Raw genomic sequence first — 26,255 nt, 5'->3', positions numbered from 1 at the left:
CCGCCTGACATATGCTGAGCCAGCCTATTACACCCATTCCTGGAGTCCGACTGATGAAAGCAGCCACCTTTTTGCTGGCCGGTGCCGCGCTATTACTCTCTGCCTGCAGCAGCAACAGTGATGATAACGAGCCACCACAACAAGCCACCGCCGCCCATATCCAGCCACGGGTGGTGATGTCTTCCCTGGCAGAAAGCACCTGTTCGAATGCGGGCGGAACGCTGGCGTTTTCACATCAGCTGGATGGATCGCGCGTAGGAATGTGTCAGTTAGTGAATGGCCGTCGCTGTGATGAGCAGGCGTTAATTGGCGGAAATTGCGCGCGCTGATGAACAGGCCGGATTGCTCCGGCCCGCATAGCTATACAGAGAATAATCAGGCAGAGAGTCGGTTCGGACACTCTTCACCCCGGTCGAGCTGGCTGAGATTACTCAGCGTCGTTTCTGAAATAGCTGTCAGCGCTTCGGCGGTTAAAAACGCCTGATGGCCAGTGAATAACACGTTATGGCACGCTGACAGACGACGGAACACATCGTCCTGAATCACATCATTCGACTTATCTTCAAAGAACAGGTCGCGTTCATTCTCGTAAACATCCATGCCGAGCGCGCCGATCTTCTGCTGTTTCAGCGCGTCAATCGCCGCCTGTGAATCAATCAGACCACCGCGACTGGTGTTGATAATCATCACGCCATCACGCATCTGTTTAAACGCGTCGGCGTTGAGCAGATGATGATTCTCCGGCGTCAGCGGGCAGTGCAGCGTAATGACGTGGGATTCAGCAAACAGCGTCTTCAGATCGACATATTCCGCGCCCAGTTCCAGTGCCTGCTCGCTTGGGTAAGGGTCAAATGCCAGTAGCCGCATGCCAAATCCTTTCAGAATGCGCATCGTCGCAATCCCGATTTTACCGGTGCCGATAACGCCCGCAGTTTTGTTGTGCATGTTAAAACCGGTCAGGCCATCGAGCGAAAAGTTTGCATCACGGGTACGCTGATAAGCACGATGAATTCGGCGGTTCAGGGTCATCATCAGGCCGATCGCGTGTTCAGCCACTGCTTCCGGTGAGTAGGCCGGAACCCGGACGACTTCCAGACCCAGCTCTTTCGCTGCAGCCAGGTCGACATTATTGAAACCGGCACAGCGCAGCGCGATAGTTTTCACACCCAATCCGGCCAGCTCTTCCAGCACCGGGCGACTCCCGTCATCATTGACAAAGATGCAGACGGCATCGCAGTCCACAGCCGTTTTCGCCGTGCTTTCAGAGAGTAAAAAGTCATAAAACACCAGTTCAAAACCGAACTGCTGATTAACCTGCTCAAGGTATTTCTGATCGTAATGTTTGGTGCTGTAAACCGCGATCTTCATCGTTATGCTCCTGCAGAGTGATAAACCAAGGATAACGTTTTCTGACTGACTTTGCTGAAACAGCTGATTTGCGCCAGGCGCAGGCCTTCACCTCTGGCAGATTACATGCCATCATTCCTGTCAGGATACTGTAAGGAAAAGGATTATGGCTTTTATGCCACGGATTTTCCGGCGACGGCTGGCGGCTATTCTGGCGCTGATTCTGCTGCTGCTCGGCCTGATGTTGACTGTGACGCAATGGCTGCCACGGCTGGCCGGCATCTGGCTGCCTGACGGGACGCGCATTGCGCTGTCAGGCGCGCCGCGCTGGCGGAACGGTGGACTGTGGTTGCCTCAGATTCGTTATCTCGCGGGTGATTGCTCACTGGCCACCGTAAAGGCGGTGTCACTGGGCTGGCATCAGTCGCGCTGGAAACTCAATGCGGAAGCGCTGACGCTGGATAGTGACTGCCTGCAAAAATTACCGGCCAGTAACAGTACGGCTGCGCCCAAAACGCTGGCCGAATGGCAGGCAATGCTGCCTGGCGCCGACGTTCATCTGGGCAAACTGATTGTCGCGCCCTGGCAGACCTATGCGGGCGCCCTGGATCTGACGCTCGAAAAAGATCGCCAGCAACTCAATTACCACGGCGATAATCTGCAGCTGGCGGCCACGCTGACCGGTCAGCAGCTCGCTATCCGTGGCCTGACGCTCACCCATCCTGCACTGCCTGAACCCATCACGCTGAGTGGTCATCTGACGTTACCCACCTTCGCCACAGATCTGCCGGTAAACGGTGAGGTGGCCGGGCAACTGGCGCTGGACGCGCTGCCACATGCGCTGCAGCTGTCGCTCAACTGGCAGCAGCAGCAGGGCGAGCTGCGGGTAGCAATGGCGGAAGAGAGCAGGCCGCTTCTCCGGTTACCGTGGCAGATCAGCCGCGAGCAGATTCGGATTGAAAAGGGCGAATACTTCTGGCCACTGGCGGACCAGCCCTTGTCTGGATTTGTTAACCTGACGCTGGATAACTGGCAGTCGGGCCTTGAAGGCAGCCAGATTACGGGTCGCGTTAACCTGCTGACGCAGGGACGCGGCGGCAAGGGCAACGTGGTGCTGGGCGTCGGTCCCGGCAACCTCAGTCTGACCAACAGCAACCTGCCGTTTCAGCTGACCGGTGAAAGCAAACTGGCCGATCTGCAACTTTACGGCTCAATTCCGGGTGTGCTTAGTGGTTCGCTGCTCGATCCTCAACTGGTGCTGCAACCTAAATCGCTGCTGCGTCTGCGTGGCCGGCTGCTGTCAACGCTGGAAGTGGATGAGGCGCGCTGGCCGCTGGCGGGTGTGCGTCTCTCCTCACAGGGCATAGATGGTCGCCTGCAGGCGATTCTCAACGCACACGATGCCAGTTTTGGCCGCTTCCGGCTGCATCTCGATGGCCGCGCCACAGATTTCTGGCCCGATAAGGGTGAATGGAACTGGCGCTACTGGGGCGGAGGCGAGATGCTGCCGCTGCAGGCTCGCTGGGATGTTAAAGGAACCGGCGGCTGGCATGACACACTGATCCAGCTTGATACTCTGTCTGCCGGCTTTAATCAGCTGGCCTACGGCAGCGTCAACATAGCAAAACCGCGTCTGACGCTGACTGAGCCGGTAAACTGGCAGCGTGATGCGGCACATCCTTCTTTTAATGGCCATTTCAGACTGCAGGCGGGACCGACCCGGTTCACTTATGGCGGCCGTCTGGCTGACTCAGTGCTCGACTTTGAAGCTAAAGGCCGGGATCCCGGCTATTTCCTCTGGCGGGGCGAGTTAAAAGCGGGCAAGGTTGGCCCGCTGCGGGTGAATGGTCGCTGGGATGGCGAACGATTACGCGGCCAGGCCTGGTGGCCGGCTCAGTCGCTGACGGTATTTCAGCCGCTGATCAGCCCCGACATGAAAATGCAGATTCAGGGCGGCAGTCTGCAGGCACAGGTCGCTTTTTCCGCCGCCAGCGATCAGGGTTTCCAGGCGGGAGGCCACTGGACGGTTAAGCAGGGCAGCGTCTGGACGCCGGACAGCCAGGTAAACGGTATCGACTTCTCGCTGCCGTTCAGATTCCACCAGCAGCAGTGGCAGTTTGGTCAGCATGGCCCGGTTTCCCTGCGCATTGCCGAGGTGAAGAACCAGTTTGCGATGCAGAATATTCGCGCCGATCTGCAGGGGAACTGGCCATGGTCTGAACAGGCGCCGCTGACGCTGCAGGATGTCAGCCTCGATCTGCTGGGCGGACAAATCACGCTGCCCTCCCTGCGTATGCCGCAGCATGAACCCGCCCGGGTGTCGCTGCGTCAAATCAGCCTCAGCGAACTTGTCACGGCGCTGAAGCCGAAACAGTTCGCCATGTCGGGCATGGTTAATGGCGAGCTGCCGCTGTGGCTCAATAATCCGCGCTGGCTGGTGGAGAAGGGATGGATTGCCAACAGCGGCCCGCTGACTTTCCGGCTGGATAAAGATATGGCGGATGCCATTACCCGCAATAACGTAGCGACCGGCGCGGCGCTGGACTGGTTACGCTATATGGAGGTTTCCCGCAGCTGGGCCACGATCAATCTGGATAACCTCGGCGACCTTACTATGGAAGCACAGGTGCAGGGCGTCAGCCAGTTCAGTAACCGTCGGCAGACGGTCAATCTTAACTATCATCATCAGGAAAACCTGTTTCAGCTCTGGCGCAGCCTGCGCTTCGGCGATAATTTGCAATCCTGGTTAGAGCAACATGCGACTTTGCCATCGAACAAGGACAATTCACCATGAGCCTGAGGCCACTACTGATTCTGGCAGCCGGACTGCTGAGCATTGGCTGCGTGCCGCGCATCGAAGTCACGGCACCCAAAGATCCCATCACCATTAATATGAACGTAAGAATCGAGCATGAGATTCACATCAAAGTCGACAAGGATGTGGAAGCATTACTGAAAAACCAGAGCGGTCTGTTCTGAGGAGAGCAACGATGAAACGCATAAGTGCGGCGCTGTTACTTGCCCTGGCGATGGCGCAGCCTGCCTGGGCACTGACGCTCGATGAAGCGCGGCAAGCGGGTCTGGCAGGCGAAACGCTCTCAGGCTATCTGGCGGCACGCTCACAGGACAGTGAAACGCTGGCGCTGGTGCAGCGGATTAATGCCGGACGTAAGCAGGAGTATCAGCGGCTGGCAGAGCAGAATAATCTCTCCACGGCTGATATCGCCAGTATCGCCGGACAGAAGCTGGTGAACCGAGCGGCTGCGGGGGAATATGTGCGCGGCATTAACGGTCAGTGGCTGAGAAAAGAAGCAGGCAGCGGCCAGTGACAGGCGAAAAAAAACCGGGCGCATGGCCTAATGCTGGTCAGTTAAGCGACAGGTGATAACGCAGTCCGGCGCCGGGCAGGGGCTGGCGGTCCTCGCGCCGCTGCGCGGTTCCTTCACTTCATTCGCCTGCCTGACGGACCGCCGGGGATGGCACATCCTGTGCCGCCCCGCCTTTCGCCCGCGTCCTGCGGGCTCTCCTGGCAGACTCATTCTGTTCAGCGCTGCGGATTGCCTGCCCTTGCCTGCTCTGAAGCTTCTGGTGCGTATTGTTAAAAAGGGCACGAGAGTGAAGGCCTGAGCGCCTCTGCTGCTGAAAGGGCTATCCGCAGCGCTGAGGCGTGACGCCGGGCCAGAAGTCCACGCCGGGAAGCGTGGACAGGTCGGGGCCGGCCAGGGAGGGCCGATCCCCGAACGGTTCGTCGGCACGACGTCAAAGCCGAAGGTACCGCGTGAGCGGCGCGAGGACGGCCCGGCAGCAGCAGTGGTGCTCAGGCCCGCACTGCGGCTCCCTCGCCCATAAAAAAAGCTGCCACGTCTGACCGTGACAGCCTTTACAAATCTAATTTTAACTGACAAGCATTAGGCGCATGGCCCGGTCTTTTACAGCGTCATCCTGAGATGACGGAGACTTATGCCGTCACGATCTGCTTGATAGCGTCTTTCGCTTCAGCGGTCGCTTTGCTGGCCACTTCCGGACCGTACGCGATGCCTTCAGCAAACACGAACTCAACGTCAGTGATGCCGATGAAGCCCAGGAACAGCTTGACGTAAGGGGTCAGCAGGTCAGTTGGGGTATCTTTGTGAATGCCGCCACGGCTGGAGATCACCACAGCCTTTTTGCCTTTAACCAGACCTTCCGGGCCTGCTTCGGTGTAGCGGAACGTCACGCCAGCACGGGCAATCAGGTCGAAGTAGTTTTTCAGCTGAGTTGGAATGTTGAAGTTGTACATTGGCGCGGCAATCACCACTTCATCATGAGCCTGCAGTTCTGCAATCAGTTCATCGGACAGATCCAGTGCTTCCTGCTGACGTTGTGACAGCGGCGTTTCGGATGGGCGCATTGCACCCACTAACTCACCATCCAGAACCGGAATCGGGTTAGCGGCCAGGTCACGTACAGTGACGTCTTTACCCTGTGCCTTTGCCTGTTCGATGTAGAAGTCAGCGAGCTGGCTTGACTGTGAGTAGCCTGCGAGGATGCTTGATTTCAGAACTAAAACTTTGCTCATGGTGGTTTCCTGTCTGTTACGCGGAAGACTTTCCGCTCAATGGTTTACACTCTACGGTTATCGATGGCGCGGTGAAAGCGCAATATTTCGAGACCCATGTTCGAATTTATTGAATAAGCGTAACCGGGGCCAGCCGCCGGAACGGTTCAGAATGTGCTATGATGCGCGCAATTATTTTTATTGAATCAGCTGGTTATCCCGGCTTGCAGGGCGCTGCTTCAGGCAGCGACACCGTCTGAGTAAGGTACGTCACTATTATGTCATCTTCCGATACTTCCCCACTGGCAGCGCTCTGGCCACGGCTCGACGGTGTCATGCTGCGCGATCGCCAGCGTCTGCAGCGCCGCTTGCAGGGTGCCAGAAAAGCTAAAAATCCCGAGGCACAGCAGGGCATCGCCCGCGAGCTTGAGCAGGAATTTATTGCTGCTGAACAGCGCGTAGCCCAGCGCCGCGCGGCTACGCCAGCCATAACCTTCCCGGACAATCTGCCGGTCAGTCAGAAGCAGCAGGATATTGCGGCGGCGATTCGCGACAATCAGGTGGTGATTGTTGCGGGTGAAACCGGTTCAGGTAAAACCACGCAGCTGCCGAAAATCTGTCTGGCGCTGGGACGCGGTATCACCGGGTTAATTGGTCATACGCAGCCGCGTCGTCTGGCTGCGCGCACTGTGGCGAATCGCATTGCTGATGAGCTCAGTACCTCACTGGGCGGCTGTGTCGGCTATAAGGTGCGGTTTAACGACCAGGTCAGCGACCTGACGCAGATTAAACTGATGACAGACGGGATCCTGCTGGCGGAGATCCAGCAGGATCGCCTGCTGATGCAATATGACACCATCATCATTGATGAGGCGCACGAGCGCAGCCTGAATATCGATTTCCTGCTCGGTTATCTGCGTGAGCTGCTGCCGCGCCGCCCCGATCTGAAAGTGATTATTACCTCGGCGACCATCGATCCGCAGCGCTTCTCGCGTCACTTTAATAATGCGCCGGTGATTGAAGTTTCCGGCCGGACTTACCCGGTCGAAGTGCGCTACCGGCCGGTGGTTGAAGACACGGATGATGGCGATCGCGATCAGCTGCAGGCGATATTTGATGCGGTGGATGAGCTGGGACGCGAGAGTCGCGGCGATATTCTGATTTTCATGAGCGGTGAGCGCGAAATCCGCGACACCGCCGATGCGCTGAACAAGCGCGATCTGCCGCACACAGAAGTGCTGCCGCTCTATGCGCGACTGTCGAATGCCGAACAGAACCGGGTATTTCAGTCGCACAGTGGCCGTCGCATCGTGCTGGCGACTAACGTCGCGGAAACCTCGCTGACGGTGCCCGGGATCAAATATGTCATCGATCCCGGCACGGCGCGTATCAGTCGTTATAGCTTCCGCACCAAGGTGCAGCGCCTGCCGATTGAGCCGATATCGCAGGCCTCCGCCAACCAGCGTAAAGGGCGTTGCGGCCGTGTTTCAGACGGTATCTGTATTCGTCTCTACTCGGAAGATGACTTCCTGAGCCGTCCGGCCTTTACCGATCCGGAAATCCTGCGCACCAACCTGGCATCGGTGATCCTGCAGATGACCTCGCTGGGACTCGGCGATATCGCCGCCTTCCCGTTTGTGGAAGCGCCCGATAAGCGCAACATTCAGGATGGCGTCCGCCTGCTGGAAGAGCTGGGTGCGCTGACCCTGAATGAGGAGAGCGGACACTACAAACTCACCGGCTCCGGGCGTCAGCTGGCACAGCTACCGGTGGATCCGCGTCTGGCGCGGATGGTGCTGGAAGCGCAGAAATTTGGCTGCGTACGTGAAGTGATGATCATCACCGCCGGTCTGTCGATTCAGGACCCGCGCGAGCGCCCGGCAGAGAAAAAGCAGGCGTCTGATGAGAAGCACCGGCGCTTTGCCGATAAAGACTCCGACTTCCTCGCCTATGTGAACCTCTGGAACTACCTGGCGGAACAGCAGAAAGCGCTGTCGGGTAACCTTTTCCGTCGCCAGTGCAAAAGCGACTTCCTGAACTATCTGCGCGTGCGGGAATGGCAGGATATTTATACCCAGCTGCGACAGGTGGTGCGTGAGCTGGGTATTCCGGTTAACAGCGAACCGGCTGAGCTGCAGCCCGTTCACTGCGCGCTGCTTAGCGGTCTGTTGTCACATATCGGCCAGAAGGACACCGACAAGCAGGAGTACACCGGCGCACGCAATACCCGCTTCTCGATTTTCCCGGGTTCCGGGCTGTTTAAGAAGCCGCCGAAGTGGGCCATGGTGGCAGAGCTGGTGGAGACCAGCCGCCTGTGGGGCCGCACGGCGGGGCGGATTGAGCCGGAGTGGATTGAGCCGCTGGCGCAGCACCTGATCAAGCGCAGCTACAGTGAACCGCACTGGGAGAAATCGCAGGGCGCGGTAATGGCTGCCGAGAAGGTTACGCTCTATGGCCTGCCGATTGTGGCCGCCCGCAAGGTGAACTATGGCAGCATTGATCCCACTCTGAGCCGTGAGCTGTTTATCCGTCACGCGCTGGTGGAGGGCGACTGGCAGACGCGTCACGCCTTCTTCCGTGCTAACCAGAAGCTGCGCAGTGAAGTCGAAGATCTGGAACACAAATCCCGCCGTCGCGATATTCTGGTGGATGACGAAACGCTGTTTGCTTTTTATGACCAGCGCATCGGCAAAGAGGTGGTCTCAGCGAAGCATTTCGACAGCTGGTGGAAAAAGGCCAGCCGTGAAAACGCGGAGCTGCTGAACTTCGACAAACAGATGCTGATCAAAGAGGGCGCGGATAAGGTCAGCCAGCTTGATTACCCTAACTTCTGGCATCAGGGCAACCTTAAACTGAAGCTGAGTTACCAGTTCGAGCCGGGTGCCGATGCGGATGGCGTGACGGTACATATTCCGCTGCCGTTGCTGAATCAGATTGAAGATAGCGGTTTTGAATGGCAGATCCCCGGGGTACGCCGTGAGCTGATCATCGCGCTGATTAAGTCACTGCCCAAGCCGCTGCGCCGCAACCTGGTGCCGGCACCCAACTACGCCGAGGCGTTCCTGGGACGCGTCAACGCAATGGAGATGCCGCTTCTCGATGCGCTGTCCCGTGAGTTTCGCCGCATGACCGGCGTCACGCTGGAGCGGGAAAACTGGCAGTGGGAACAGGTGCCCGATCATCTGAAAATGACCTTCCGGGTGGTGGATGAGCACAACCGTAAACTGCTGGAAGGTAAAGATCTCACCGCGCTCAAGGCACAGCTGAAAGGCAAGGTGCAGGAGACGCTGTCAAAAGTGGCAGATGACGGGCTGGAGCAGAGCGGTCTGCATATCTGGAGCTTTGGTGAACTGCCGCGCAGCTACGAACAGAAGCGCGGTAGCTATCAGGTCAAAGCCTGGCCTGCGCTGGTCGATGAGAAAGAGAGCGTCGCCATTCGCCTGTTTGACAGCGAGCAGGAGCAGCAGAAAATGATGTGGCGCGGTCAGCGTCGTCTGCTGCTGCTGAATGTGCCGTCACCGGTTAAATATCTGCACGAGAAGTTGCCGAACAAAGCCAAGCTCGGTCTTTACTTCAACCCTTATGGCAAAGTGCTGGAGCTGATTGATGACTGCATCGCCTGTGGCATCGACAAACTGATGGGTGAAGCGGGCGGTCCGGCCTGGGATCAGACCTCGTTTGAGCAGTTGCGTGACAAAGTTCGCGGCGAACTCAATGAGACCGTCGTGACCATCGCGAAACAGGTTGAGCAGATCCTGACGGCCGTCTTCAACATCAATAAGCGTCTGAAGGGCCAGGTCGATATGACGATGGCGCTGGCGTTGTCCGACATCAAGGCGCAGTTAAGTGGTCTGGTTTATCGCGGCTTTGTCACCGGCAACGGCTGGCAGCGACTGGCGGATACGCTGCGTTACCTGCATGGCATTGAGCGGCGGCTGGAAAAACTGCCTGCCGATCCACACAGCGATCGGGCGCGCATGTTAAAAGTGCAGGCAGTGGAACAGGCGTATCAGGCGTGGCGCAACAAATTGCCGCCGCAGCGTCAGGATGATGAAGAGGTGAAGAACATTCGCTGGATGATTGAGGAGCTGCGTATCAGCTACTTTGCTCAGCAACTGGGCACGCCGTATCCCATCTCAGAGAAGCGAATTCTGCAGACAATGGAGCAGATAGCAGGGTAAACGCCAGGATGCGCGCCGTAACAGGCGCGCATCATATGGTGAAGGGTAAGGAAGATTACTGCGCGAGAGATTCCAGCTTATCTTTAAACGAGGTGACTGAAATCGCGCGGTTATCCGCCAGATAGCGATCTTTCGCTGCCGGCGCAGAGCTCTGTACCGCGATTAACTGCCAGCCTTTATCGCTTTTGAGTAGCAGCGGTGAACCACTGTCACCCGGCAGGGTGTCACACTGATGCGACAGCACGGCGCGCTGCGCCCAGCCGGTAATCAGGCAATCACTGTGAGAATAGAGCGTATCCAGATGATCGGCCGGATAGCCTGCCTGCGTCACTTTGCGTCCGGTCAGCTTCAGCGCCGCAGTAAGATCGCTGCGTGAGCCATCGAACAAGGGAATCGGCGTAATCGCGGAGGGCGGATTGCGTAAAATTACGATGCCATAATCATAGGGCGCAGCACTGCTCGGCACGATCCAGCCTTCACCATCCGCTTTTAATTTTGATGCCAGCGAGGGTTCAACCCGCGCATCAATATCATGAAGTTCGTAGCGCCAGCCTTTATCACTGGCCATAAATCGCAGCGCAACCGGCTTATCGAAATTACCCGGCGGGGAGAGCAGACAGTGTCCGGCCGTCAGCGCCAGATGCGGAGAGATGAGCGTGGCAGTACAGAGGTTGCCGCTTTCGGTTTCCAGCTGACCAATGGCATCCCAGGGGGCCATGGCAATATCGGTGATTGCCTGGCGATGATCCTTGCCGAAGAACAGCATCTTAATTTCAGCAGGAGTAGGCGAGTCATCGTCATCATCGGCGTGAACCGTGGTGGCAAAGCTGAAGAGTCCAACCATTAACAGGGTAGCCAGGCGCATAGAAATCTCAATGGCGAGAAAAATTAACGTTATTGTTATTACGTAAGTACGGTAACTATAGTCGGTGAGCGTTAAAAAAGGGAGTTTTATTGGTTAATCAGTACGCTACAGCGACTAAATAAAAAAGCTGGCTGCAACAATGCCACACAGGATCATAACAAGCAGAATAATTTCGAAGCGATAGCGACGCACTATTTCATCCACTCTCGTCATTTCATCCACTCCAGTAAAGAAACACCCGGCAGAACCGGGTGTTTTTAATTATCAACTCGTGGCCGTGCGCTGAAGGCGACCTTAGTTTTTAGCTGCTGGTTTCACAACTTTTTTGTGGTGAACTTTTTTAGCGGCCTGCGCTTTCTGAGCAGGTTTTACCACTTTTTTGTGATGAACTTTCTTAGCAGCCTGGGCTTTCTGAGCCGCTGGCTGAGTGACTTTTTTGTGGTGAACTTTTTTAGCAGCCTGGGCTTTCTGAGCGGCTGGTTTAGTTGCTTTTTTGTGGTGAACTTTTTTAGCGGCCTGCGCTTTCTGTGCAGCAGGTTTTACCGCTTTCTTGTGGTGCACTTTTTTAGCAGCCTGCGCTTTCTGCGCGGCATCTTTTTTCACTGCTTTTTTGTGGTGTTTCTTAGTAGCCTGGGCTTTCTGAGCTGCTTTATGGTGTTTCTTGTGCGCAGTTTTGTGAACGGTTTTAGCCGGTGCTGCAGCGGTAGTAGTAGTTGTTGCGGCTGGCGCAGCAGCTGGAGCAGCTGTGGTGTCAGCAGCGAAAGCAACAGAAGACATACCCATAGCAGCGGCGACAACCAGTGCAAATAATTTTTTCATTGCAAATCCCTCGGAGACTATTTTTTCATGTGTAGCCCACTGCGGGGCCGGTGAAGAGACTATAGGGAAATCAATGAACGGTGTCCGTGGGTGTTTGGTATCGGCGTGTAACCGATTGTACAAAGGCGGGAAAGGGCGATCAGCAGACCGCCCGGAAGCTTAGCTATTCAGGTAGCGTTGTTCAAGATGCTGGCGGAAGAAAGCCGGATTCAGGGCTTCGCCGGTGGCATTGATCAGCAGCTGGTCGGTGGAGAAACGGCTGCCGTGCTGCCAGATGTTCTGCTGCAGCCAGTCAAACACCGGCTGCAGTTCACCGTGCTGAATCAGCTCGCTGAGCTGAGGAATGGCGTTCTGTACCGATCGGAACAGCTGTGCGGCATACATCGCGCCCAGCGTATAGGTCGGGAAGTAACCAAATGCGCCGTCGGTCCAGTGGATATCCTGCATACAGCCATCGCGGTAGTTACCGCGTGTATCCAGCCCCAGCGACTGCATCATCTTCTCATCCCACAACGCCGGGATGTCCTCAACCTCAATCTCGCCTGCAATCAGCGCCTGCTCGATTTCATAGCGCAGAATGACATGCGCCGGGTAGCTCAGCTCATCGGCGTCAACCCGGATCAGGCCTGGTTTCACCTGCTGAGTCAGGCGCACGAAATTATCCGCCTGCAGGGCGGGCTGATCGCCAAAGGTCGCGATCACCTGAGGCAGAATGCGCTGCAGGAATTCGCGGCTGCGACCCAGCTGCATCTCCATAAACAGGCTTTGTGATTCATGAATAGCCGTGGAGCGCGCCAGCGCCACCGGCTGACCGCGCCACTGCTGCGGCAGATTCTGCTCATAGCGGGCATGACCGGTTTCGTGAATCACACCCATCATGGCGCTTAGAAACTCATTCTCGTTGTAACGGGTAGTGATGCGCACATCTTCCGGGACGCCGCCACAGAAGGGATGCGCACTGATGTCGAGGCGGCCATGGTTAAAGTCGAAACCCAGCGTCTCCATGATGCTCAGGCCAAGCTGGCGCTGTGCAGGCACGGCGAATGGCCCCTGCGGCGTGATAAATGACTGCTGTGCCTGTTTTTCCACCACCTGCTGCAGCAGATCGGGCAGCCAGGTTTTCAGCTCGCCAAAGGTTTCATCCAGTCGGGCGCGGGTCATACCCGGCTCATAGAGATCCAGCAACGCATCGTAACGCGAACAGCCACTGGCGTCAGCGCGGCGCTGTGCCTCTTCGCGGCTCAGTCGTACGACTTCTTTGAGGTTGGCAGCAAAGCCCTGCCAGTCGTTAGCGGGACGCTGAGTGCGCCACGCATGTTCACATACGGAACCGGCGATCGATTTGGCTTCCACAAAGTCATCAGGGAGCAGGGTGGCCTGCTGATATGCACGCTGCATCTCGTTGAGATTGGCCCGCTCGACATCGTTCAGGGACTGCTGTTCAGCAGCCTTTAGCCACTCACCGACCTGGGGGGCGGTCAGGATCTGGTGCTGCAACACGCTCATTTCGGCCAGCGCTTCACCACGCGCCTGACTGCCGCCGGGCGGCATGGTGGTTTGCATGTCACAGCCAGCGATAGCCGTGACGTGACTGAAACGGGAAAGGCGCTGGAAGGTTTTGGTCAGTTGTAGATACGCTGAGGTCACGTAAGACTCCTTGTGGATTTTAACGCAGCGGAATTTCCCGCAAGGTTAGATCAACCGGCCAGCAAAAGCGAACGCTGGCGCCGCCCAGCGGACTGGACTCAATGGTTACGTTGCCGCTCAGCGCCTGGGCAATGGAGTGAACAATGGCCAGGCCCAGTCCGCAGCCGCCTGTGGCGCGATCGCGGCTGGGGTCAAGCCGGACAAAAGGTTCGAAAACCCGTTCACGTTCGTCGGGCGGAATGCCCGGGCCGTCATCTTCCACCTGCAGACACCCGACCGGTCCGTCGAACCATAAACTGACGCGCAGCCGCTGCTGCGCATAACGCAGCGCGTTGTTCACCAGGTTATCCAGCACCCGCTCCATGAGGCGTGTATCAGAAACGCCGATGTTCTCACGCTGCGGCAGGTCAAGGTCGAGCCGTATGTCCGGGTTGATGGTGCGGAAATCGTCCAGCCGCTCACTCAGCCAGCTGGCCAGATCCAGCGATTTCAGATTCAGATCGACGCGCGGCCGGTCAAGACGCGCATAGGTCAGCAACTCCTCAATCAGGCTTTCAAGCTGGCCGATATCGCGATTCAGCGCCACCCGTTCGCCATCCGTAAGGTTGTCGCTCATCTCCAGCCGGTAGCGCAGGCGCACCAGTGGCGTTCGCAGCTCATGGGCAATACCGTCAATCAGCTGCTTCTTACTGGCGACCAGCGTGTTGATGTTCTCGGCCATCTGATTAAAGGCGATGCCCAGCCGGAACAGGCTGGAGGTGCTGTCGAAATGGGTGCGCACATCCAGCTCGCCCCGGCCAAAGCGCTGTGCCGCTTTTTCCAGTCGCTGCATCTCCTGCCAGTGCGGGCGCAGCCAGATAAACACCGGTAGCGCCAGCGACATACCAATAAACACCAGCAGAGCAATATCCAGCAGCCGCATCTGGTGCAGATAAAAGAGATAGGGAATCGGCCCCACCGATAAGACATAGTGGCTGCGCGGAATATGCTGCAGAAAGGTGTATTGATCGTCGAGCGCGACAATCTCTCCGGCGTGTAACCGGCGCATATTGCTCTCATCAAGCTGATATTTATTCATCGGCTCAATGTGCAGGTCAAACGACAAACCGAGATCGAGACTCTTGATGGTTTTGTTCCAGTCACGCGGCGGGATCTCACGCAGTTCGCTGCGGATCAGGTAGAGCGAGCTGGCCATCAGGTCATTCATTGACTGCCGGCCCGCGCGCTCAGCGGTGAACTTATAGACCAGACCCACCAGCAGTGCCATGACCAGAAAGCAGACAAACAGCAGCAGATAGAACTGAATAAAAAGCTTTCTCATAATTCGCGGGTATCCCAGACCTGGGGTGCGAACAGATAGCCTTTATTGCGGATGGTTTTAATGCGGAACGGCTCGGTGGCGCTGTCGTGGAGCTTTTTACGCAGGCGGGAGATGGCCACGTCGATGCTGCGGTCCAGGCCGTCATAACTGACGCCGCGCAATGTTTTCAGCAGTGCATCCCGGTTAAGCGTCTGACCCGCATGGCTGGCGAGAACCCACAACAGATCGAAATCCGCAGTGGAGAGAGCGATCTGCTCGTCAAACAGCGTCACCTGACGGTTCAGGGCATCAATGGTCAGCGATCCAAAACGCAGCATACGATTCGCGGCAGGCGCAGCAGGCGCATCTTCCGGCTGCCCGTGCTGGGATTGGCGCAGATGCAGACGCAGGCGGGCCAGCAGCACAGCGGGTGGTGTGGTTTTCAGAATGTAATCCTGCGCACCCATCTCCAGGGCCAGAATATGGTTCATGTCGCTGTCCAGTGAGGTAAGCAACACGATCGGTCCCTGCCAGTTGGCCCGCAGGTCGCGACAGATGGTCATGCCATCTTTGCCCGGCAACATGATATCCAGCATCACCAGGTCGGGCTGTTGTTCAGCGATAACCGCTTCAGCACGGTCGCCACGTGTTTCAACAATGACTTCAATATCGTGACGGCCAAGATAGGCCGCAATCAGTGAACCCACTTCGGGTTCATCTTCTACATAAACAATTTTGTTCATAGTTTACAGGGCAGAGTCAGAGATGGATGAAAGCATATCTTTTCCTGGTCCTGAGCTCTACGTTATCGCACGAAATATCCAGGGCTTGCTGGTATATATCCGGCAAAATGTGCAATCATTAGCGCGGCCTTTTTGCGCCAGGTTTGGGATATTGATGATTACCATGAGGAGCGTTAGTGTGTCTGATAAAGAGCTGGCATCAGCCATATACCCTGACCGCATCTGCTTCAATTACAGTGACTTTCTTTCCGCTTCCTGCAAAAAGCGCTGGAGCTTCGTCGATGCTATTTATGGTGTGATGCCGATATTTGGCATGGTGACACGTAAATCGGCACACCGCTTACAGGGCAGTGACGACCCGTTAAAAGAATTAGCATTACAAATCATTTCCACTCAGGTCAGCGACGAAATTAATATCGCGCGCCTGATTACTCTCGCAGAACAACAGCAGATTAGTCGCTTTGATATCCAGCTCCCTTATCCGCTTTCGGCGGAGCAGCTGGACGCTATCCACTATGAATATGCGAAGCCGCTGAATCTCACACAGCAGGATGACCTGCTGTGCGTATCCATTCCAGTGCAGTCACACTGATAACCCTTTTGGGCAGGCTTTACGTCGTCAGCTCCCATACGGCGGGCAGTGTCGCGGCAATCAGTAGTCCCATCGCAATCCGCTCCAGCGAGGTCAGCGCAATATCGGCGCGGCCACCGCGTCGTGCAAACAGAAACAGCAGCAGGCCCGGCGTGTAGAGCACCACTGACATCATCAGGTGCATAGGTCCCGAGGCGTACAACAGCCAGATGCCATACACGCTGGCACCCACACCGATCGCCATCGCCAGCGGCTTATGCTGTCCGCGCACCACTTTGATCAGATATAACCCCACCAGCAGATAGGGCACCAGAATCATCTCCGAGGCGATGGTCAGCAGGTTGTTGTAGTCAGCACCGGTCAGGGCAATCAGGATCAGGCAGAGCTGAATACTGCCGTTGGTTAGCCACAGCGAGGCGGCTGGCGCGTTATGGCGGTTCTGCCGGGCGATACTGCGGGGAAAGGCACCCTGTTGCGCGGCAATCAGCGGCACTTCCGCGGCCATAATCGTCCAGCTCAGATAGGCCCCGCACACGGAGACAATCAGACCCACCGCAATCACTGCATCGCCCCAGTTACCCATCAGTCGGGTCATTAATCCGGCCATTGAAGGGTTACGCATCTCAGCCAGTTCAGCACGCGGCACCACGCCCAGCGACAGCAGCGTGACCAGCAGATAGACCAGCAGCGCAGCCAGCACGGCGAATAAGGTTGCACGGCCCACATCCTTTTTCTGGCGAGCACGGGCAGAGACGACCACCGCACCTTCGACCCCGATAAAGACCCACAGGGTGATCAGCATGGTCTGCTTAACCTGCTCCCAGAGCGGTTTTCCCAGCGTGACGCCGGAAAAATCGAAGCGGAAACGATCATAGTTGAACGCCATCACCGCCAGTACAATAAACAGCAACAATGGCACCAGCTTGCCCAGCGTCGCCATCAGATTGATGCTGGCCGCGGTCTGCACGCCGCGCAGCACCAGCCAGTGAACCAGCCACAGCAGCACAGATGCACCCAGCATCGCCTGCCAGGTGTTGCCATCACCAAAGATAATCCGGTCCGGCGTATCGGTGAAGAAGCTCAGGGCAGAGAAGACAATCACCAGATAGGAGACGTTGGCGATCACCGCGCATAGCCAGTAGCCCCAGGCGGAACAGAACCCCATCAGTTCGCCGAACCCGGCACGCGCATAGGTAAAGATGCCGCCGTCCAGCTCGGGCTTAAGGCGGGTCAGCAGCAGCATCGCCAGCGACAGAAAGATAATGCCGACACCGGTAATCAGCCACCCCAGCAACAGGGCCGCCGGACCGGCCACTGCGGCCATGTTTTGCGGCAGACTGAACACGCCTGCACCCAGCATTGAGCTGAGCACCAGCGCCGTCAGCGCACCTAGACCTAATTTTTTCTCCAAAACAACCTTCCCGCTAGCATATATGGCTGGGTAAATCGGATTTCATCACTGAGTTATCGCAGCGAAGCGGCAAAATACAGAGACAATATCCGGTAAAACAGGCGGAGGATTTTACGGAGAGTGGCAGGGGATGGCAATGCGTGACTATGCAAAACAGCGCAGTAATTATGCAAACAGCAGGGCGGCGGGTGCCGCCCTGAAGGGATTACTTAAACAGGTCAGCCGTAACGGTCAGGTTACCGCCACTCTGGTTCTGCCACTGGCGTGTGACGTGGTAGAACTTCGCACCTTTATCGGCTGCACGCTTCGCCACTTCTTCTGAAATCGCTGTTGGTGTACCAAAGTGCCCGGTGAAGGTGACGGTATCAAACGGCTGCATCTGCGCAGCAGTGATTGCGTTCACTTCCTGCACGGATTTACCGTTTGGCAGATTCACCGTATAGCGCTTACCGGTTGAGCTTTGGGTTTCGAAGAAACGGCCCACTTTATTGCTTGGTGTTTCAGACGAGGCTACGCCTGGAATCTCAACGTTAGCGGCTGTAGCACCACCGGTTGCCAGCGCGGCTTTACCTGCTTCTGAATCGGCAGGAATCGCATTCGGTGTCTGTACTTTGCGTTCTTTAGCATCCGCTTTATAGACATAGGCGGTGACATACTGATTGCCGCCACTGTTGGCATCGATCTGGCGAACGATAAAGAAGGAGGCCGCGCCTTTCTGTTTAGCCGCTTTTGAAATCGCGTCGTTCACATCCGGCTGGCTGGCAAAGAAGCCGCTGACCGAAACGGTATCGAACGGTTCAAGCTTATACGCTTCTGCTTTAGGCAGTTCGTTGACGCCGTTGAAACGACGATAAGTCGTGGACTGCGTGGCTGCCGGGGCATCGGCTTTATAGAGGTCAGCCGTGACGCGCCAGTTACCGCTGTTGCCGTTGCTGTCGTTGATCGCCTGGATGTAATAAGAGGCAGCGCCCATCTGATCTGCACGCTTAGAGACCGCATCGGCTGCGTCGCCAATTGCGTTGAAACGGCCGGTGATATTAATACGTTCGAATGGCTTCAGCGCGGCCGCTTTTTCTGGCGTTAACTCCTGCGCAGCGAATGCATTGGCTGCCAGCAGAGACAACAGAGTGGACGCCAGAATAGTGTTCTTCAGCTTCATAAAAATAATCCTTCGCCTTACGCAAAAATGAGTACGAAAACGTGCTGGACTCTTGATGTATAACAGATTAGCCGCTGATTATTGCATGTTATAAACAGACTGTCGCAGCGATTTTTTGTGTCAGATCGCGTTATTCAACCATGATTTTTTCATTTGTTTGTCATCAAACGCTGTTATGGCGTGTTTTCGCGCGGGTTACCACTAAAAACGGTAACTGTTAGCGCTTAAATAGTTAATGCATTGTTAAATAAAGGTTTTTATGGATGATTAATTCGGCCGGGCACAATTTTTACTAGCAGATTATCTGCCTGCAGAACTGTTTCGCAGTGGGATAACGCAGCTTTTTTAGCAGAATCCTGAATAATCATGTGAATGTCACTACCCAGCGTAACCGCTCTGGATCGCTCGTCACATTTTCAGTAGGTTATAAACACTTTGAAATACATGCATTCCGACTATAAGTAGCTGAAACGCTGTTTCAGCTACGCTGTCGTCGTGCAGATTCGGGCCATCATCCTTAACCGATGAAAGGAAACACTATGTTAATTGGAATCCCCAAGGAAAGGTTGCCAAACGAGTCGCGCGTGGCTGCCACGCCAAAGACCGTGGAACAACTTATTAAGCTGGGTTTCAGCGTCACTCTTGAGCATGACGCCGGTCAGCGCGCCAGCTTTGATGATGAAAGCTACAGAGCAGCAGGTGCCACACTCGGCAGTCAGGAACAGGTCTGGCAGTCCGATATCGTTCTGAAGGTGAATGCACCGGATGAGGATGAGATTGCGCTCACCCGTGCCGGCAGCACGCTGGTCAGCTTTATCTGGCCTGCACAAAATCCCGACCTGCTTTCAAAGCTGGCTGCGCGTCAGGTCACGGTTATGGCGATGGACTCAGTGCCGCGTATTTCGCGTGCGCAGTCGCTGGATGCCCTGAGCTCCATGGCGAACATTGCCGGTTATCGCGCTATCGTCGAAGCCGCCCATGAATTTGGTCGCTTCTTCACCGGTCAGATTACCGCAGCCGGTAAAGTGCCACCGGCCAAAGTGATGGTGATTGGGGCCGGTGTGGCGGGGCTGGCGGCGATTGGTGCAGCGGGCAGCCTGGGCGCGATTGTCCGGGCCTTTGATACCCGCCCTGAAGTTAAAGAGCAGGTGCAGAGTATGGGCGCCGAATTCCTTGAACTCGATTTCGAAGAGGAAGCGGGCAATGGCGATGGCTACGCCAAAGTCATGTCCGAGGCCTTCATCAAGGCAGAGATGGCGCTGTTTGCCAGTCAGGCCAAGGAAGTAGACATCATTGTCACCACGGCGCTGATCCCAGGTAAACCGGCACCGAAACTGATCACCGAAGAGATGATCGCCAGCATGAAGCCTGGCAGCGTAATTGTTGATCTGGCGGCGCAGACCGGCGGCAACTGTGCACTGACCGTCGCCGATCAGGTGACTGTGACGCCTAACGGAGTGAAAATCATCGGTTACACCGATCTTCCCAGCCGTCTCGCGACACAATCTTCCCAGCTTTACGGCACCAACCTGGTCAATCTGATCAAGCTGTTGTGCAAAGAGAAAAATGGCGAAATCCAGGTCGATTTCGACGATGTGGTGGTGCGGGGCGTGACTGTCGTGCGCGAGGGCGAAGTCACCTGGCCAGCACCGCCGATTCAGGTCTCTACTGCGCCACAGGCTAAACCGGCAGCCCAGAAACCCGCAGAGAAGGCTGAAGCAAAGCCGGTGTCTCCGTGGCGCAACTATTTGCTGATCGCACTGGCTATCGTGCTGTTTGGCTGTCTGGCCAACGTAGCGCCAGCTGAGTTCCTCTCCCACTTTACCGTGTTCGCGCTCGCCTGCGTGGTGGGTTACTACGTGGTCTGGAACGTCAGTCATGCTCTGCATACGCCGCTGATGTCCGTCACCAACGCCATCTCCGGCATTATCGTCATCGGTGCGGTACTGCAGATGGGCCACGGTGGCTGGGTCACCTTTATCTCCTTTATTGCCGTGCTGATTGCCAGCATCAATATCTTTGGTGGCTTTACCGTCACCCAGCGCATGCTGAAAATGTTTCGTAAGGGGTAACACATGTCTGGCGGATTAGTCACTGCAGCCTATATTGTGGCTGCAATTCTGTTCATCTGTAGCCTTGCCGGTCTCTCGCGTCACGAGACCTCAAAGCGCGGGAATATTTTTGGTATCAGCGGCATGGCGATTGCGCTGGTTGCCACCATCTTTGGCCCGGACAGCGGAAACGTCGTCTGGATCCTGCTGGCGATGGTCATTGGCGGCGCTATCGGGATTCGTCTGGCGAAGAAAGTCGAAATGACAGAAATGCCGGAGCTGGTCGCGATTCTGCACAGCTTTGTCGGCCTGGCCGCCGTGCTGGTCGGCATCAACAGCTACATCGACCACGCGCCTGGCCTGCCAGCCGTGATGGAGAATATCCATCTGAGCGAAGTGTTTATCGGTATCTTCATCGGTGCTGTCACCTTCACCGGTTCGCTGGTAGCGTTTGGCAAGCTGTGCGGCAAAATCTCTTCAAAACCACTGGCGTTACCGCACCGTCACAAGCTGAATCTGCTGGCGCTGGTCGTCTCGTTCCTGCTATTGCTGTGGTTTGTTAATACCAGCAGCACGGGTGCTCAGGTGTTTGCACTGCTCCTGATGACGGTGATTGCGCTGGCGTTTGGCTGGCATCTGGTTGCCTCTATCGGCGGCGCGGATATGCCGGTTGTGGTGTCGATGCTGAACTCCTATTCAGGCTGGGCAGCAGCCGCAGCGGGTTTCATGCTGAGCAACGATCTGCTGATTGTAACCGGTGCGCTGGTGGGTTCGTCAGGAGCAATACTCTCCTACATCATGTGCAAAGCGATGAACCGTTCGTTCATCAGCGTGATTGCGGGCGGGTTTGGCACGGAAGTCAGCAGCGGCGATGAAAGTCAGGAAGCGGGCGAGCATCGTGAGATCACAGCTGAAGAAACTGCAGAGATGCTCAAGGCATCCAGCTCGGTGATTATTACCCCGGGCTACGGTATGGCAGTGGCGCAGGCGCAGTACCCGGTCGCGGAAATGACTGCCCGACTGCGTGCGCTTGGCATCAACGTGCGCTTCGGCATTCATCCGGTGGCGGGGCGCTTACCAGGTCACATGAACGTGCTGCTGGCCGAGGCCAAAGTGCCTTATGATGTGGTACTGGAGATGGATGAGATCAACGATGACTTCAGCGACACCGACACGGTGCTGGTCATTGGCGCTAACGACACGGTTAACCCGGCGGCGCAGGATGATCCCCGCAGTCCGATTGCCGGCATGCCGGTGCTGGAAGTGTGGAAAGCGCACAACGTGGTGGTGTTTAAACGCTCAATGAATACCGGCTATGCCGGGGTGCAGAATCCGCTGTTCTTCAAAGAGAATAGTCAGATGCTGTTTGGCGATGCCAAAGCCAGCGTAGAAGCCATTCTTAAAGCGCTGTAATAAAAAAAGGGCGGCTAATCAGCCGCCCGCAGACTGCTTACGAACCCAAATCAGGGTGAGTCTGGCAGCAATGAATAAGCTCAATGCGAAGGCAACACGGTCAGAGGAGGAAAGCGTCCCGCGCCACGGACGGCGCGGGCCGAGCGGGCCATGGATGGCGGTTTTTGCGTCTTTCTGATCTGACCGTGTTCCCTTAGCTGGCTCGGACTTACCGCTACCGGGCCGGACTTTGTCAACAATCTCTGGGCGGCTAATCAGCCGTCCTTTTTCTGTCAGAGGATAATCAATCCTCCTCATCCTCTTCATCATCCAGGTCAATCGGCGATTTGAAATCGTCAGGCTTAAGCGCCAGCAGATCGCAGCGCAGATGATCAATCACCTGTTCCGCCGTATTACCCAGGAAGGCTGCCGACAGACCAGTGCGTCCTATGGTACCTAATACCACCACACCAGCACCGAGATGCGCCGCCAGATCCGGGATGACTTCTTCCGGCAGGCCTTTAGCCACATGGGTGAACTCTTCACCAATCGAGAACTTCTGCCGCAGCGCTTTCATCGCCACCAGATGCTGACCACGAATCGCATCGTTATAGACGCTGGGATCAAAGTCCGGCAGTTCGATAGCGATGTTGATAGGGGTAATGGGGTAAGCACCGACCAGGTGAACTTCGGTCTGATTCACTTTTTCTGCCAGTTTGACCGTTTCACGAATCAACTTCTGATTCAGGCCATCGTGATGTGGCTCTTCACTGGCAAGATTGACCGCGACAATGGCTTTACCGCCTTCCGGCCACGGCTGATCTTTGACCATCCAGACCGGGCACGGGCATTTACGCAGCAGGTGCCAGTCGGTCGGCGTGAAGATCACCGATTCAAGCCGGTCATGCTGATGCGCCATCTTCAGTACCAGGTCGTGCTGATGGGCAAGCACTTCCTGAATGATGGCCTCAAAAGGACGGTTGTGCCAGATCACTTTGATGTCAATTTCGACACCAGCATCCAGATAAGCGCGGGCCTGCTCACGGATCCACTCAGTGCGCTGGCTGATGACGCCCTGGCGCATCGATGCGCGTTCGTCAGGCGAAAGCAGGGTGGTCATCTCGTATGAGAAATCATAGATAGGCAGGAAAGCTTTAATCCTTCCGCCAATGCGTTGATTTAGATAGACCGCACGTCGCAGCGCGGGCTGATCGTCTTGCTGGGCATCAATGGCGACCAGAATATTTTGGTACTGGGACATGAGGCGTTCTCCTTAAACCAGAGCGACTGGAATAAAGATAGACTATGTTGCACAGCGGAAGAAGGGAAAAAGTTACTGCCGGATCAACAAAATAAGATTTATTGATCCGGCTGCGGATCAGGCGGCCTGATGGCTCTGACCGGCTAACTCTTCCAGCAGGGCGTGGTTTTCAATAGTGATGTATTTGCCTTTAACCGCCAGCATGCCGGACTTCTGGAAACGACCCAGCAGGCGGCTAATGGTTTCAACCGTCAGTCCCAGGTAATTACCAATGTCACCACGCGTCATGGTGAGGCGGAATTCACGCTGTGAAAAACCGCGCTGGCCGAAACGACGGGACAGGTTCCAGATAAACGCCGCCAGGCGTTCTTCGGCATTTTTCTTCGACAGCAGCAGGATCATATCCTGATCGCCTTTGATTTCACCGCTCATCAGACGCATCATCTGCTGACGCAGAGCAGGCATTTTTCCTGACAGATCATCCAGCGTTTCGAACGGGATTTCACAGACCATTGCCGTTTCCAGCGCCTGCGCAAAGCTGGGATGGCTGGAACCCATGATGGCATCAAAGCCAACCAGATCCCCCGCCAGATGGAAACCGGTGATTTGTTCATCACCCTGCTCGGTAATGGTGTAACTTTTGATTGTGCCGGAACGAATGGCATACAGCGATTTCAGTTCGTCGCCTGCTTTGAAAAGAGTTTGCCCTTTCTGAATCGGTTTTTTACGCTCAATGATATTGTCGAGCTGATCCAGCTCATGTTCATTTAACGTGAAGGGGATGCAGAGCTGACTGATGCTGCAATCCTGGCAGTGAATGGCACAACCGCCCGACTGAATACGACGAATGCTGCGTTTTTCAGGGATCATAATGGTTTGCTCGACGATTATTGACTGGGGTCAATTTTAACATTTTTTGTGCTGAAGGGAACTCATCCGAGCAGTTTTACACCCACAAACATTATGGATGAAGCACACATCGACAAACGCTGATGTGACGGGCTTCTCAGAATGCAGCTACCGTTGACTGTCACGAAAAGTTTCCGCTTTTATGATCTGTCTACCATAACTTCATCGGCGGCAACATGGGTTAAAGCGGGGTAGTCTGGCGATTGCAGCTTTTGCTACGCTAACTGTTCAGGCCTGTTTTATCGGCTCCATCAATTTTAATCAGGTGTGAGAAAACCATGAACCTTGATGATAACGATCTCTTTCGGGATGCCATGGGCGATGTCACGCCGTTAAAAGACACCACCACAACCTTATGGCTTAAGTCGCCCTCGACTAAAGCGCCACGCAAACCGCCAGGAGAGACAGAGCAGGATAATTTCCTGACACGGGGTTATCTGGAGATTGTCCCGCTTAACACACCGCTGGAGTATAAAGCCGACGGCATACAGCAGGGTATTCTGGATAAACTGCGTCGGGGTGAGTATAAACTGGATGCCAGTCTCAACCTGTTGCGGCAACCGGTGGAGACCTGCCGTCAGGCGCTGTTCAGCTTTATGATGCAGGCGCAAAAGCAGGACTTACGAAATCTGCTTATCATTCATGGCAAGGGCCGTGATGATGAATCCCATGCCAATATTGTGCGCAGCTATCTGGCGCGCTGGTTACAGCAGTTTGATGACGTACAGACCTTTTGCGTTGCCCAGACCCGCCATGGCGGAGCCGGGGCGCTCTATGTGGGATTGCGGAAAAGCGATAAGGCACGCCTTGAAAACCGCGAGCGGCATGCAAAACGCAGCCGCTAACTGTGAAACTTACGGATGGTGGACATTAACACCTCGGCACTCAGGCTCAGCTCGGCGCCGGTCCGGGTAATGATGCCCACCGGCTCGCCTGGCCCGGAGGAGTTAATCGGCAGCGCACAGACCGCATTATGGCTGAGATCCTCTTTAATCGCCCCGGACGGCACGAACCAGATGTAGTCGTAGCGGAGTGCCAGCTGACGCGCCAGTGAAGTCGACGACGTTTCAATGCAGTGGGGTGGTAACGTGCAGCCCTGTTCATCCAGCATCTGCTGCGCAATCCGGCGCGGTGCGGTGCCCTCGGGAGAAATCACCACCGGCCACTGCATCGCCCGTGACAGCGTGACATTGTCACTTAAAAGCGGGTGTTCAGGCCTTACTACCAGCTTCAGGGACTCCAGAAACAGCAGTTCATAGGTCAGCCCGGTCATCATGTCGCTGTCCGCCATCCGGCCAATACCGATGTCAAACTCGCCGCCGCGTAATCCCGCCAGTAACACATTGTTATGCAGCGTCGCCACCTGGATGGTGGTGTTAGGCTGCAGCTGATGAAAACGATCAAGGATGCGGGGCAGCATGCCCATCGCGGCGGTGGTTAATGCACCCAGCCGGATAATCACCGGTGCATCGCCCGGCTGCTCATTAAAGCTCTGTCCGGCATGGTTCAGCGCATCAAGTACCCGCACCGCATGCGTCAGAAACTGTTCTCCCATCGTGGTGAGCTGAGCGCCCAGGCGGCCACGCTCAAACAGACGAACGCCCGTCAGCTCTTCCAGCTCATTCAGGGTTTTGGACAGGGCAGGCTGACTCAGGCTTAGCGTCTCTGCCGCACGGCCCAGTGTGCCTTGCTGCGCGACCGCAACAAAGGTATGTAGATGGCGCAAGCGAATGCGCTGATTGAAAAGGATATTTTTTTCCATACCCTAAACTTAATGAGAATGACCGCCTTCAGGCAACTGCTAAAAATGAATTCTGTTAACTTTGCTGCAAATTTATTTTAACAAACAGGGCAAAATGGCAACTTTATCCGTTAACTCTCTGAATAAAAAGCACTCGTCTCAGTTTGTTACTAACGCAGGGGTTCCTGAGGGTATGCTATATCAAGAGCTTAACGGCCTAAGGTTGAATAATTCTCAGTATCATATAAAAATCTGACCGCTTAAGGTTAACGATGGGCTATCATAAGCGCCGTTTTTTTT

Annotated in this window: 22 protein-coding genes; 9 read left to right on the top strand and 13 right to left on the bottom strand. The window is 55.7% G+C overall.

What is annotated here, in order from left to right; translation table 11 throughout:
* Nucleotides 1-53 precede the first annotated feature (53 nt).
* Entirely contained in the window at nucleotides 54-329 is a 276-nt protein-coding gene (locus AC6I8C_RS09770; protein ID WP_003853763.1) for a putative hemolysin, read from the top strand.
* A 46-nt stretch (nucleotides 330-375) separates the two neighbouring features.
* Here the strand turns inward: AC6I8C_RS09770 and AC6I8C_RS09765 are convergent, their stop codons facing one another.
* Entirely contained in the window at nucleotides 376-1,368 is a 993-nt protein-coding gene (locus tag AC6I8C_RS09765) for a 2-hydroxyacid dehydrogenase (RefSeq protein WP_497822334.1), read from the bottom strand.
* Between the two features lie 145 nt (nucleotides 1,369-1,513).
* Between AC6I8C_RS09765 and AC6I8C_RS09760 the strand changes: the two genes are divergently transcribed.
* Genes AC6I8C_RS09760 through AC6I8C_RS09750 form a run of 3 tightly spaced genes read left to right on the top strand, consistent with a single transcriptional unit; the run spans nucleotide 1,514 to nucleotide 4,676 of the window.
* Nucleotides 1,514-4,141 (top strand): YdbH family protein, encoded by a 2,628-nt coding sequence (locus tag AC6I8C_RS09760; RefSeq protein ID WP_497822333.1) that lies wholly within the window; start codon nucleotides 1,514-1,516, stop codon nucleotides 4,139-4,141.
* On the top strand, nucleotides 4,138-4,326 hold the full coding sequence (locus AC6I8C_RS09755; protein ID WP_098050443.1) for a YnbE family lipoprotein: 189 nt from the start codon (nucleotides 4,138-4,140) through the stop codon (nucleotides 4,324-4,326). Before AC6I8C_RS09760 ends, AC6I8C_RS09755 begins: the two co-directional genes overlap by 4 nt.
* An 11-nt stretch (nucleotides 4,327-4,337) precedes the next feature.
* On the top strand, nucleotides 4,338-4,676 hold the full coding sequence (locus AC6I8C_RS09750; protein WP_497822332.1) for a YdbL family probable chaperone protein: 339 nt from the start codon (nucleotides 4,338-4,340) through the stop codon (nucleotides 4,674-4,676).
* A 629-nt stretch (nucleotides 4,677-5,305) separates the two neighbouring features.
* On the opposite strand, the gene AC6I8C_RS09745 is transcribed toward AC6I8C_RS09750, so the two are convergent.
* Nucleotides 5,306-5,905, bottom strand: coding sequence for an FMN-dependent NADH-azoreductase (locus tag AC6I8C_RS09745; protein WP_497822331.1), 600 nt, complete (start codon nucleotides 5,903-5,905; stop codon nucleotides 5,306-5,308).
* Nucleotides 5,906-6,162: 257 nt separating this feature from the next.
* On the opposite strand from AC6I8C_RS09745, the gene hrpA reads away from it, so the two are divergent.
* The gene (gene hrpA, locus AC6I8C_RS09740) at nucleotides 6,163-10,065 is read left to right on the top strand and encodes an ATP-dependent RNA helicase HrpA (protein WP_497822330.1); all 3,903 of its coding nucleotides are present in this window, start codon (nucleotides 6,163-6,165) and stop codon (nucleotides 10,063-10,065) included.
* Nucleotides 10,066-10,120: 55 nt separating this feature from the next.
* On the opposite strand, the gene AC6I8C_RS09735 is transcribed toward hrpA, so the two are convergent.
* The 6 genes from AC6I8C_RS09735 to rstA all read right to left on the bottom strand — a co-directional run bounded on the left by AC6I8C_RS09735 (nucleotide 10,121) and on the right by rstA (nucleotide 15,439).
* Complete coding sequence (locus AC6I8C_RS09735; protein ID WP_033732768.1) at nucleotides 10,121-10,930, bottom strand: trypsin-like serine peptidase; 810 nt, start codon at nucleotides 10,928-10,930, stop codon at nucleotides 10,121-10,123.
* A 114-nt stretch (nucleotides 10,931-11,044) separates the two neighbouring features.
* A complete protein-coding gene (gene ydgU / locus AC6I8C_RS09730; protein WP_008925242.1) occupies nucleotides 11,045-11,143 on the bottom strand; it encodes a small membrane protein YdgU in 99 nt (32 codons plus the stop codon).
* An 81-nt stretch (nucleotides 11,144-11,224) separates the two neighbouring features.
* Entirely contained in the window at nucleotides 11,225-11,749 is a 525-nt protein-coding gene (asr, locus tag AC6I8C_RS09725; protein ID WP_497822329.1) for an acid resistance repetitive basic protein Asr, read from the bottom strand.
* Between the two features lie 159 nt (nucleotides 11,750-11,908).
* Nucleotides 11,909-13,396 carry a carboxypeptidase M32 gene (locus tag AC6I8C_RS09720; protein ID WP_497822328.1) on the bottom strand — a complete coding sequence of 496 codons (1,488 nt, stop codon included), beginning with the start codon at nucleotides 13,394-13,396 and terminating at the stop codon, nucleotides 11,909-11,911.
* Nucleotides 13,397-13,415: 19 nt separating this feature from the next.
* On the bottom strand, nucleotides 13,416-14,717 hold the full coding sequence (gene rstB / locus AC6I8C_RS09715; RefSeq protein ID WP_013357954.1) for a two-component system sensor histidine kinase RstB: 1,302 nt from the start codon (nucleotides 14,715-14,717) through the stop codon (nucleotides 13,416-13,418).
* Complete coding sequence (rstA, locus tag AC6I8C_RS09710; RefSeq protein ID WP_497822327.1) at nucleotides 14,714-15,439, bottom strand: two-component system response regulator RstA; 726 nt, start codon at nucleotides 15,437-15,439, stop codon at nucleotides 14,714-14,716. The genes rstB and rstA overlap by 4 nt, the downstream gene beginning before the upstream one ends.
* Nucleotides 15,440-15,617: 178 nt before the next feature.
* Between rstA and AC6I8C_RS09705 the strand changes: the two genes are divergently transcribed.
* Entirely contained in the window at nucleotides 15,618-16,031 is a 414-nt protein-coding gene (locus AC6I8C_RS09705; RefSeq protein WP_110330332.1) for a hypothetical protein, read from the top strand.
* 19 nt (nucleotides 16,032-16,050) lie between these two features.
* Here the strand turns inward: AC6I8C_RS09705 and AC6I8C_RS09700 are convergent, their stop codons facing one another.
* Nucleotides 16,051-17,442: a basic amino acid/polyamine antiporter gene (locus tag AC6I8C_RS09700; protein WP_013357951.1), complete on the bottom strand. Its 1,392-nt coding sequence runs from the start codon at nucleotides 17,440-17,442 to the stop codon at nucleotides 16,051-16,053.
* A gap of 205 nt (nucleotides 17,443-17,647) precedes the next feature.
* Nucleotides 17,648-18,601 carry a DUF1471 family protein YdgH gene (ydgH, locus tag AC6I8C_RS09695; RefSeq protein ID WP_497822326.1) on the bottom strand — a complete coding sequence of 318 codons (954 nt, stop codon included), beginning with the start codon at nucleotides 18,599-18,601 and terminating at the stop codon, nucleotides 17,648-17,650.
* A 539-nt stretch (nucleotides 18,602-19,140) separates the two neighbouring features.
* Here ydgH and pntA point away from each other — a divergent pair.
* Together pntA and pntB are read left to right on the top strand one after the other, a co-directional pair.
* Nucleotides 19,141-20,673, top strand: a complete 1,533-nt coding sequence (gene pntA, locus AC6I8C_RS09690) for a Re/Si-specific NAD(P)(+) transhydrogenase subunit alpha (RefSeq protein ID WP_497822325.1) — start codon at nucleotides 19,141-19,143, stop codon at nucleotides 20,671-20,673.
* Between the two features lie 3 nt (nucleotides 20,674-20,676).
* Nucleotides 20,677-22,065 (top strand): Re/Si-specific NAD(P)(+) transhydrogenase subunit beta, encoded by a 1,389-nt coding sequence (pntB, locus tag AC6I8C_RS09685; protein ID WP_266305963.1) that lies wholly within the window; start codon nucleotides 20,677-20,679, stop codon nucleotides 22,063-22,065.
* Nucleotides 22,066-22,348: 283 nt separating this feature from the next.
* Here pntB and uspE read toward each other — a convergent pair whose 3' ends face one another.
* Entirely contained in the window at nucleotides 22,349-23,305 is a 957-nt protein-coding gene (gene uspE, locus AC6I8C_RS09680; RefSeq protein ID WP_013357947.1) for a universal stress protein UspE, read from the bottom strand.
* A gap of 117 nt (nucleotides 23,306-23,422) precedes the next feature.
* Nucleotides 23,423-24,175, bottom strand: a complete 753-nt coding sequence (gene fnr / locus AC6I8C_RS09675) for a fumarate/nitrate reduction transcriptional regulator Fnr (protein ID WP_010244686.1) — start codon at nucleotides 24,173-24,175, stop codon at nucleotides 23,423-23,425.
* Nucleotides 24,176-24,492: 317 nt separating this feature from the next.
* Between fnr and smrA the strand changes: the two genes are divergently transcribed.
* Nucleotides 24,493-25,059 (top strand): DNA endonuclease SmrA, encoded by a 567-nt coding sequence (gene smrA / locus AC6I8C_RS09670; protein WP_033732758.1) that lies wholly within the window; start codon nucleotides 24,493-24,495, stop codon nucleotides 25,057-25,059.
* Here smrA and AC6I8C_RS09665 read toward each other — a convergent pair.
* Nucleotides 25,056-25,976 (bottom strand): LysR substrate-binding domain-containing protein, encoded by a 921-nt coding sequence (locus AC6I8C_RS09665; protein ID WP_003853723.1) that lies wholly within the window; start codon nucleotides 25,974-25,976, stop codon nucleotides 25,056-25,058. The genes smrA and AC6I8C_RS09665 overlap by 4 nt on opposite strands.
* Nucleotides 25,977-26,255: the final 279 nt, after the last annotated feature.

Source organism: Pantoea sp. X-Soil-YNGN-844 (genome assembly GCF_059730595.1).
Note: the sequence above shows the minus strand (reverse complement) of the source record. Positions and strands in the feature narration are given on the sequence as shown.

Excerpts from the sequence above, each read along its gene's own strand:
- AC6I8C_RS09770 (WP_003853763.1), top strand. The coding sequence starts at position 54 with ATGAAAGCAGCCACCTTTTTGCTGGCCGGTGCCGCGCTATTACTCTCT.
- AC6I8C_RS09765 (WP_497822334.1), bottom strand. The coding sequence starts at position 1,368 with ATGAAGATCGCGGTTTACAGCACCAAACATTACGATCAGAAATACCTT.
- AC6I8C_RS09760 (WP_497822333.1), top strand. The coding sequence starts at position 1,514 with ATGGCTTTTATGCCACGGATTTTCCGGCGACGGCTGGCGGCTATTCTG.
- AC6I8C_RS09755 (WP_098050443.1), top strand. The coding sequence starts at position 4,138 with ATGAGCCTGAGGCCACTACTGATTCTGGCAGCCGGACTGCTGAGCATT.
- AC6I8C_RS09750 (WP_497822332.1), top strand. The coding sequence starts at position 4,338 with ATGAAACGCATAAGTGCGGCGCTGTTACTTGCCCTGGCGATGGCGCAG.
- AC6I8C_RS09745 (WP_497822331.1), bottom strand. The coding sequence starts at position 5,905 with ATGAGCAAAGTTTTAGTTCTGAAATCAAGCATCCTCGCAGGCTACTCA.
- hrpA (WP_497822330.1), top strand. The coding sequence starts at position 6,163 with ATGTCATCTTCCGATACTTCCCCACTGGCAGCGCTCTGGCCACGGCTC.
- AC6I8C_RS09735 (WP_033732768.1), bottom strand. The coding sequence starts at position 10,930 with ATGCGCCTGGCTACCCTGTTAATGGTTGGACTCTTCAGCTTTGCCACC.
- ydgU (WP_008925242.1), bottom strand. The coding sequence starts at position 11,143 with ATGACGAGAGTGGATGAAATAGTGCGTCGCTATCGCTTCGAAATTATT.
- asr (WP_497822329.1), bottom strand. The coding sequence starts at position 11,749 with ATGAAAAAATTATTTGCACTGGTTGTCGCCGCTGCTATGGGTATGTCT.
- rstB (WP_013357954.1), bottom strand. The coding sequence starts at position 14,717 with ATGAGAAAGCTTTTTATTCAGTTCTATCTGCTGCTGTTTGTCTGCTTT.
- rstA (WP_497822327.1), bottom strand. The coding sequence starts at position 15,439 with ATGAACAAAATTGTTTATGTAGAAGATGAACCCGAAGTGGGTTCACTG.
- ydgH (WP_497822326.1), bottom strand. The coding sequence starts at position 18,601 with ATGAAGCTGAAGAACACTATTCTGGCGTCCACTCTGTTGTCTCTGCTG.
- pntA (WP_497822325.1), top strand. The coding sequence starts at position 19,141 with ATGTTAATTGGAATCCCCAAGGAAAGGTTGCCAAACGAGTCGCGCGTG.
- pntB (WP_266305963.1), top strand. The coding sequence starts at position 20,677 with ATGTCTGGCGGATTAGTCACTGCAGCCTATATTGTGGCTGCAATTCTG.
- uspE (WP_013357947.1), bottom strand. The coding sequence starts at position 23,305 with ATGTCCCAGTACCAAAATATTCTGGTCGCCATTGATGCCCAGCAAGAC.
- fnr (WP_010244686.1), bottom strand. The coding sequence starts at position 24,175 with ATGATCCCTGAAAAACGCAGCATTCGTCGTATTCAGTCGGGCGGTTGT.
- smrA (WP_033732758.1), top strand. The coding sequence starts at position 24,493 with ATGAACCTTGATGATAACGATCTCTTTCGGGATGCCATGGGCGATGTC.
- AC6I8C_RS09665 (WP_003853723.1), bottom strand. The coding sequence starts at position 25,976 with ATGGAAAAAAATATCCTTTTCAATCAGCGCATTCGCTTGCGCCATCTA.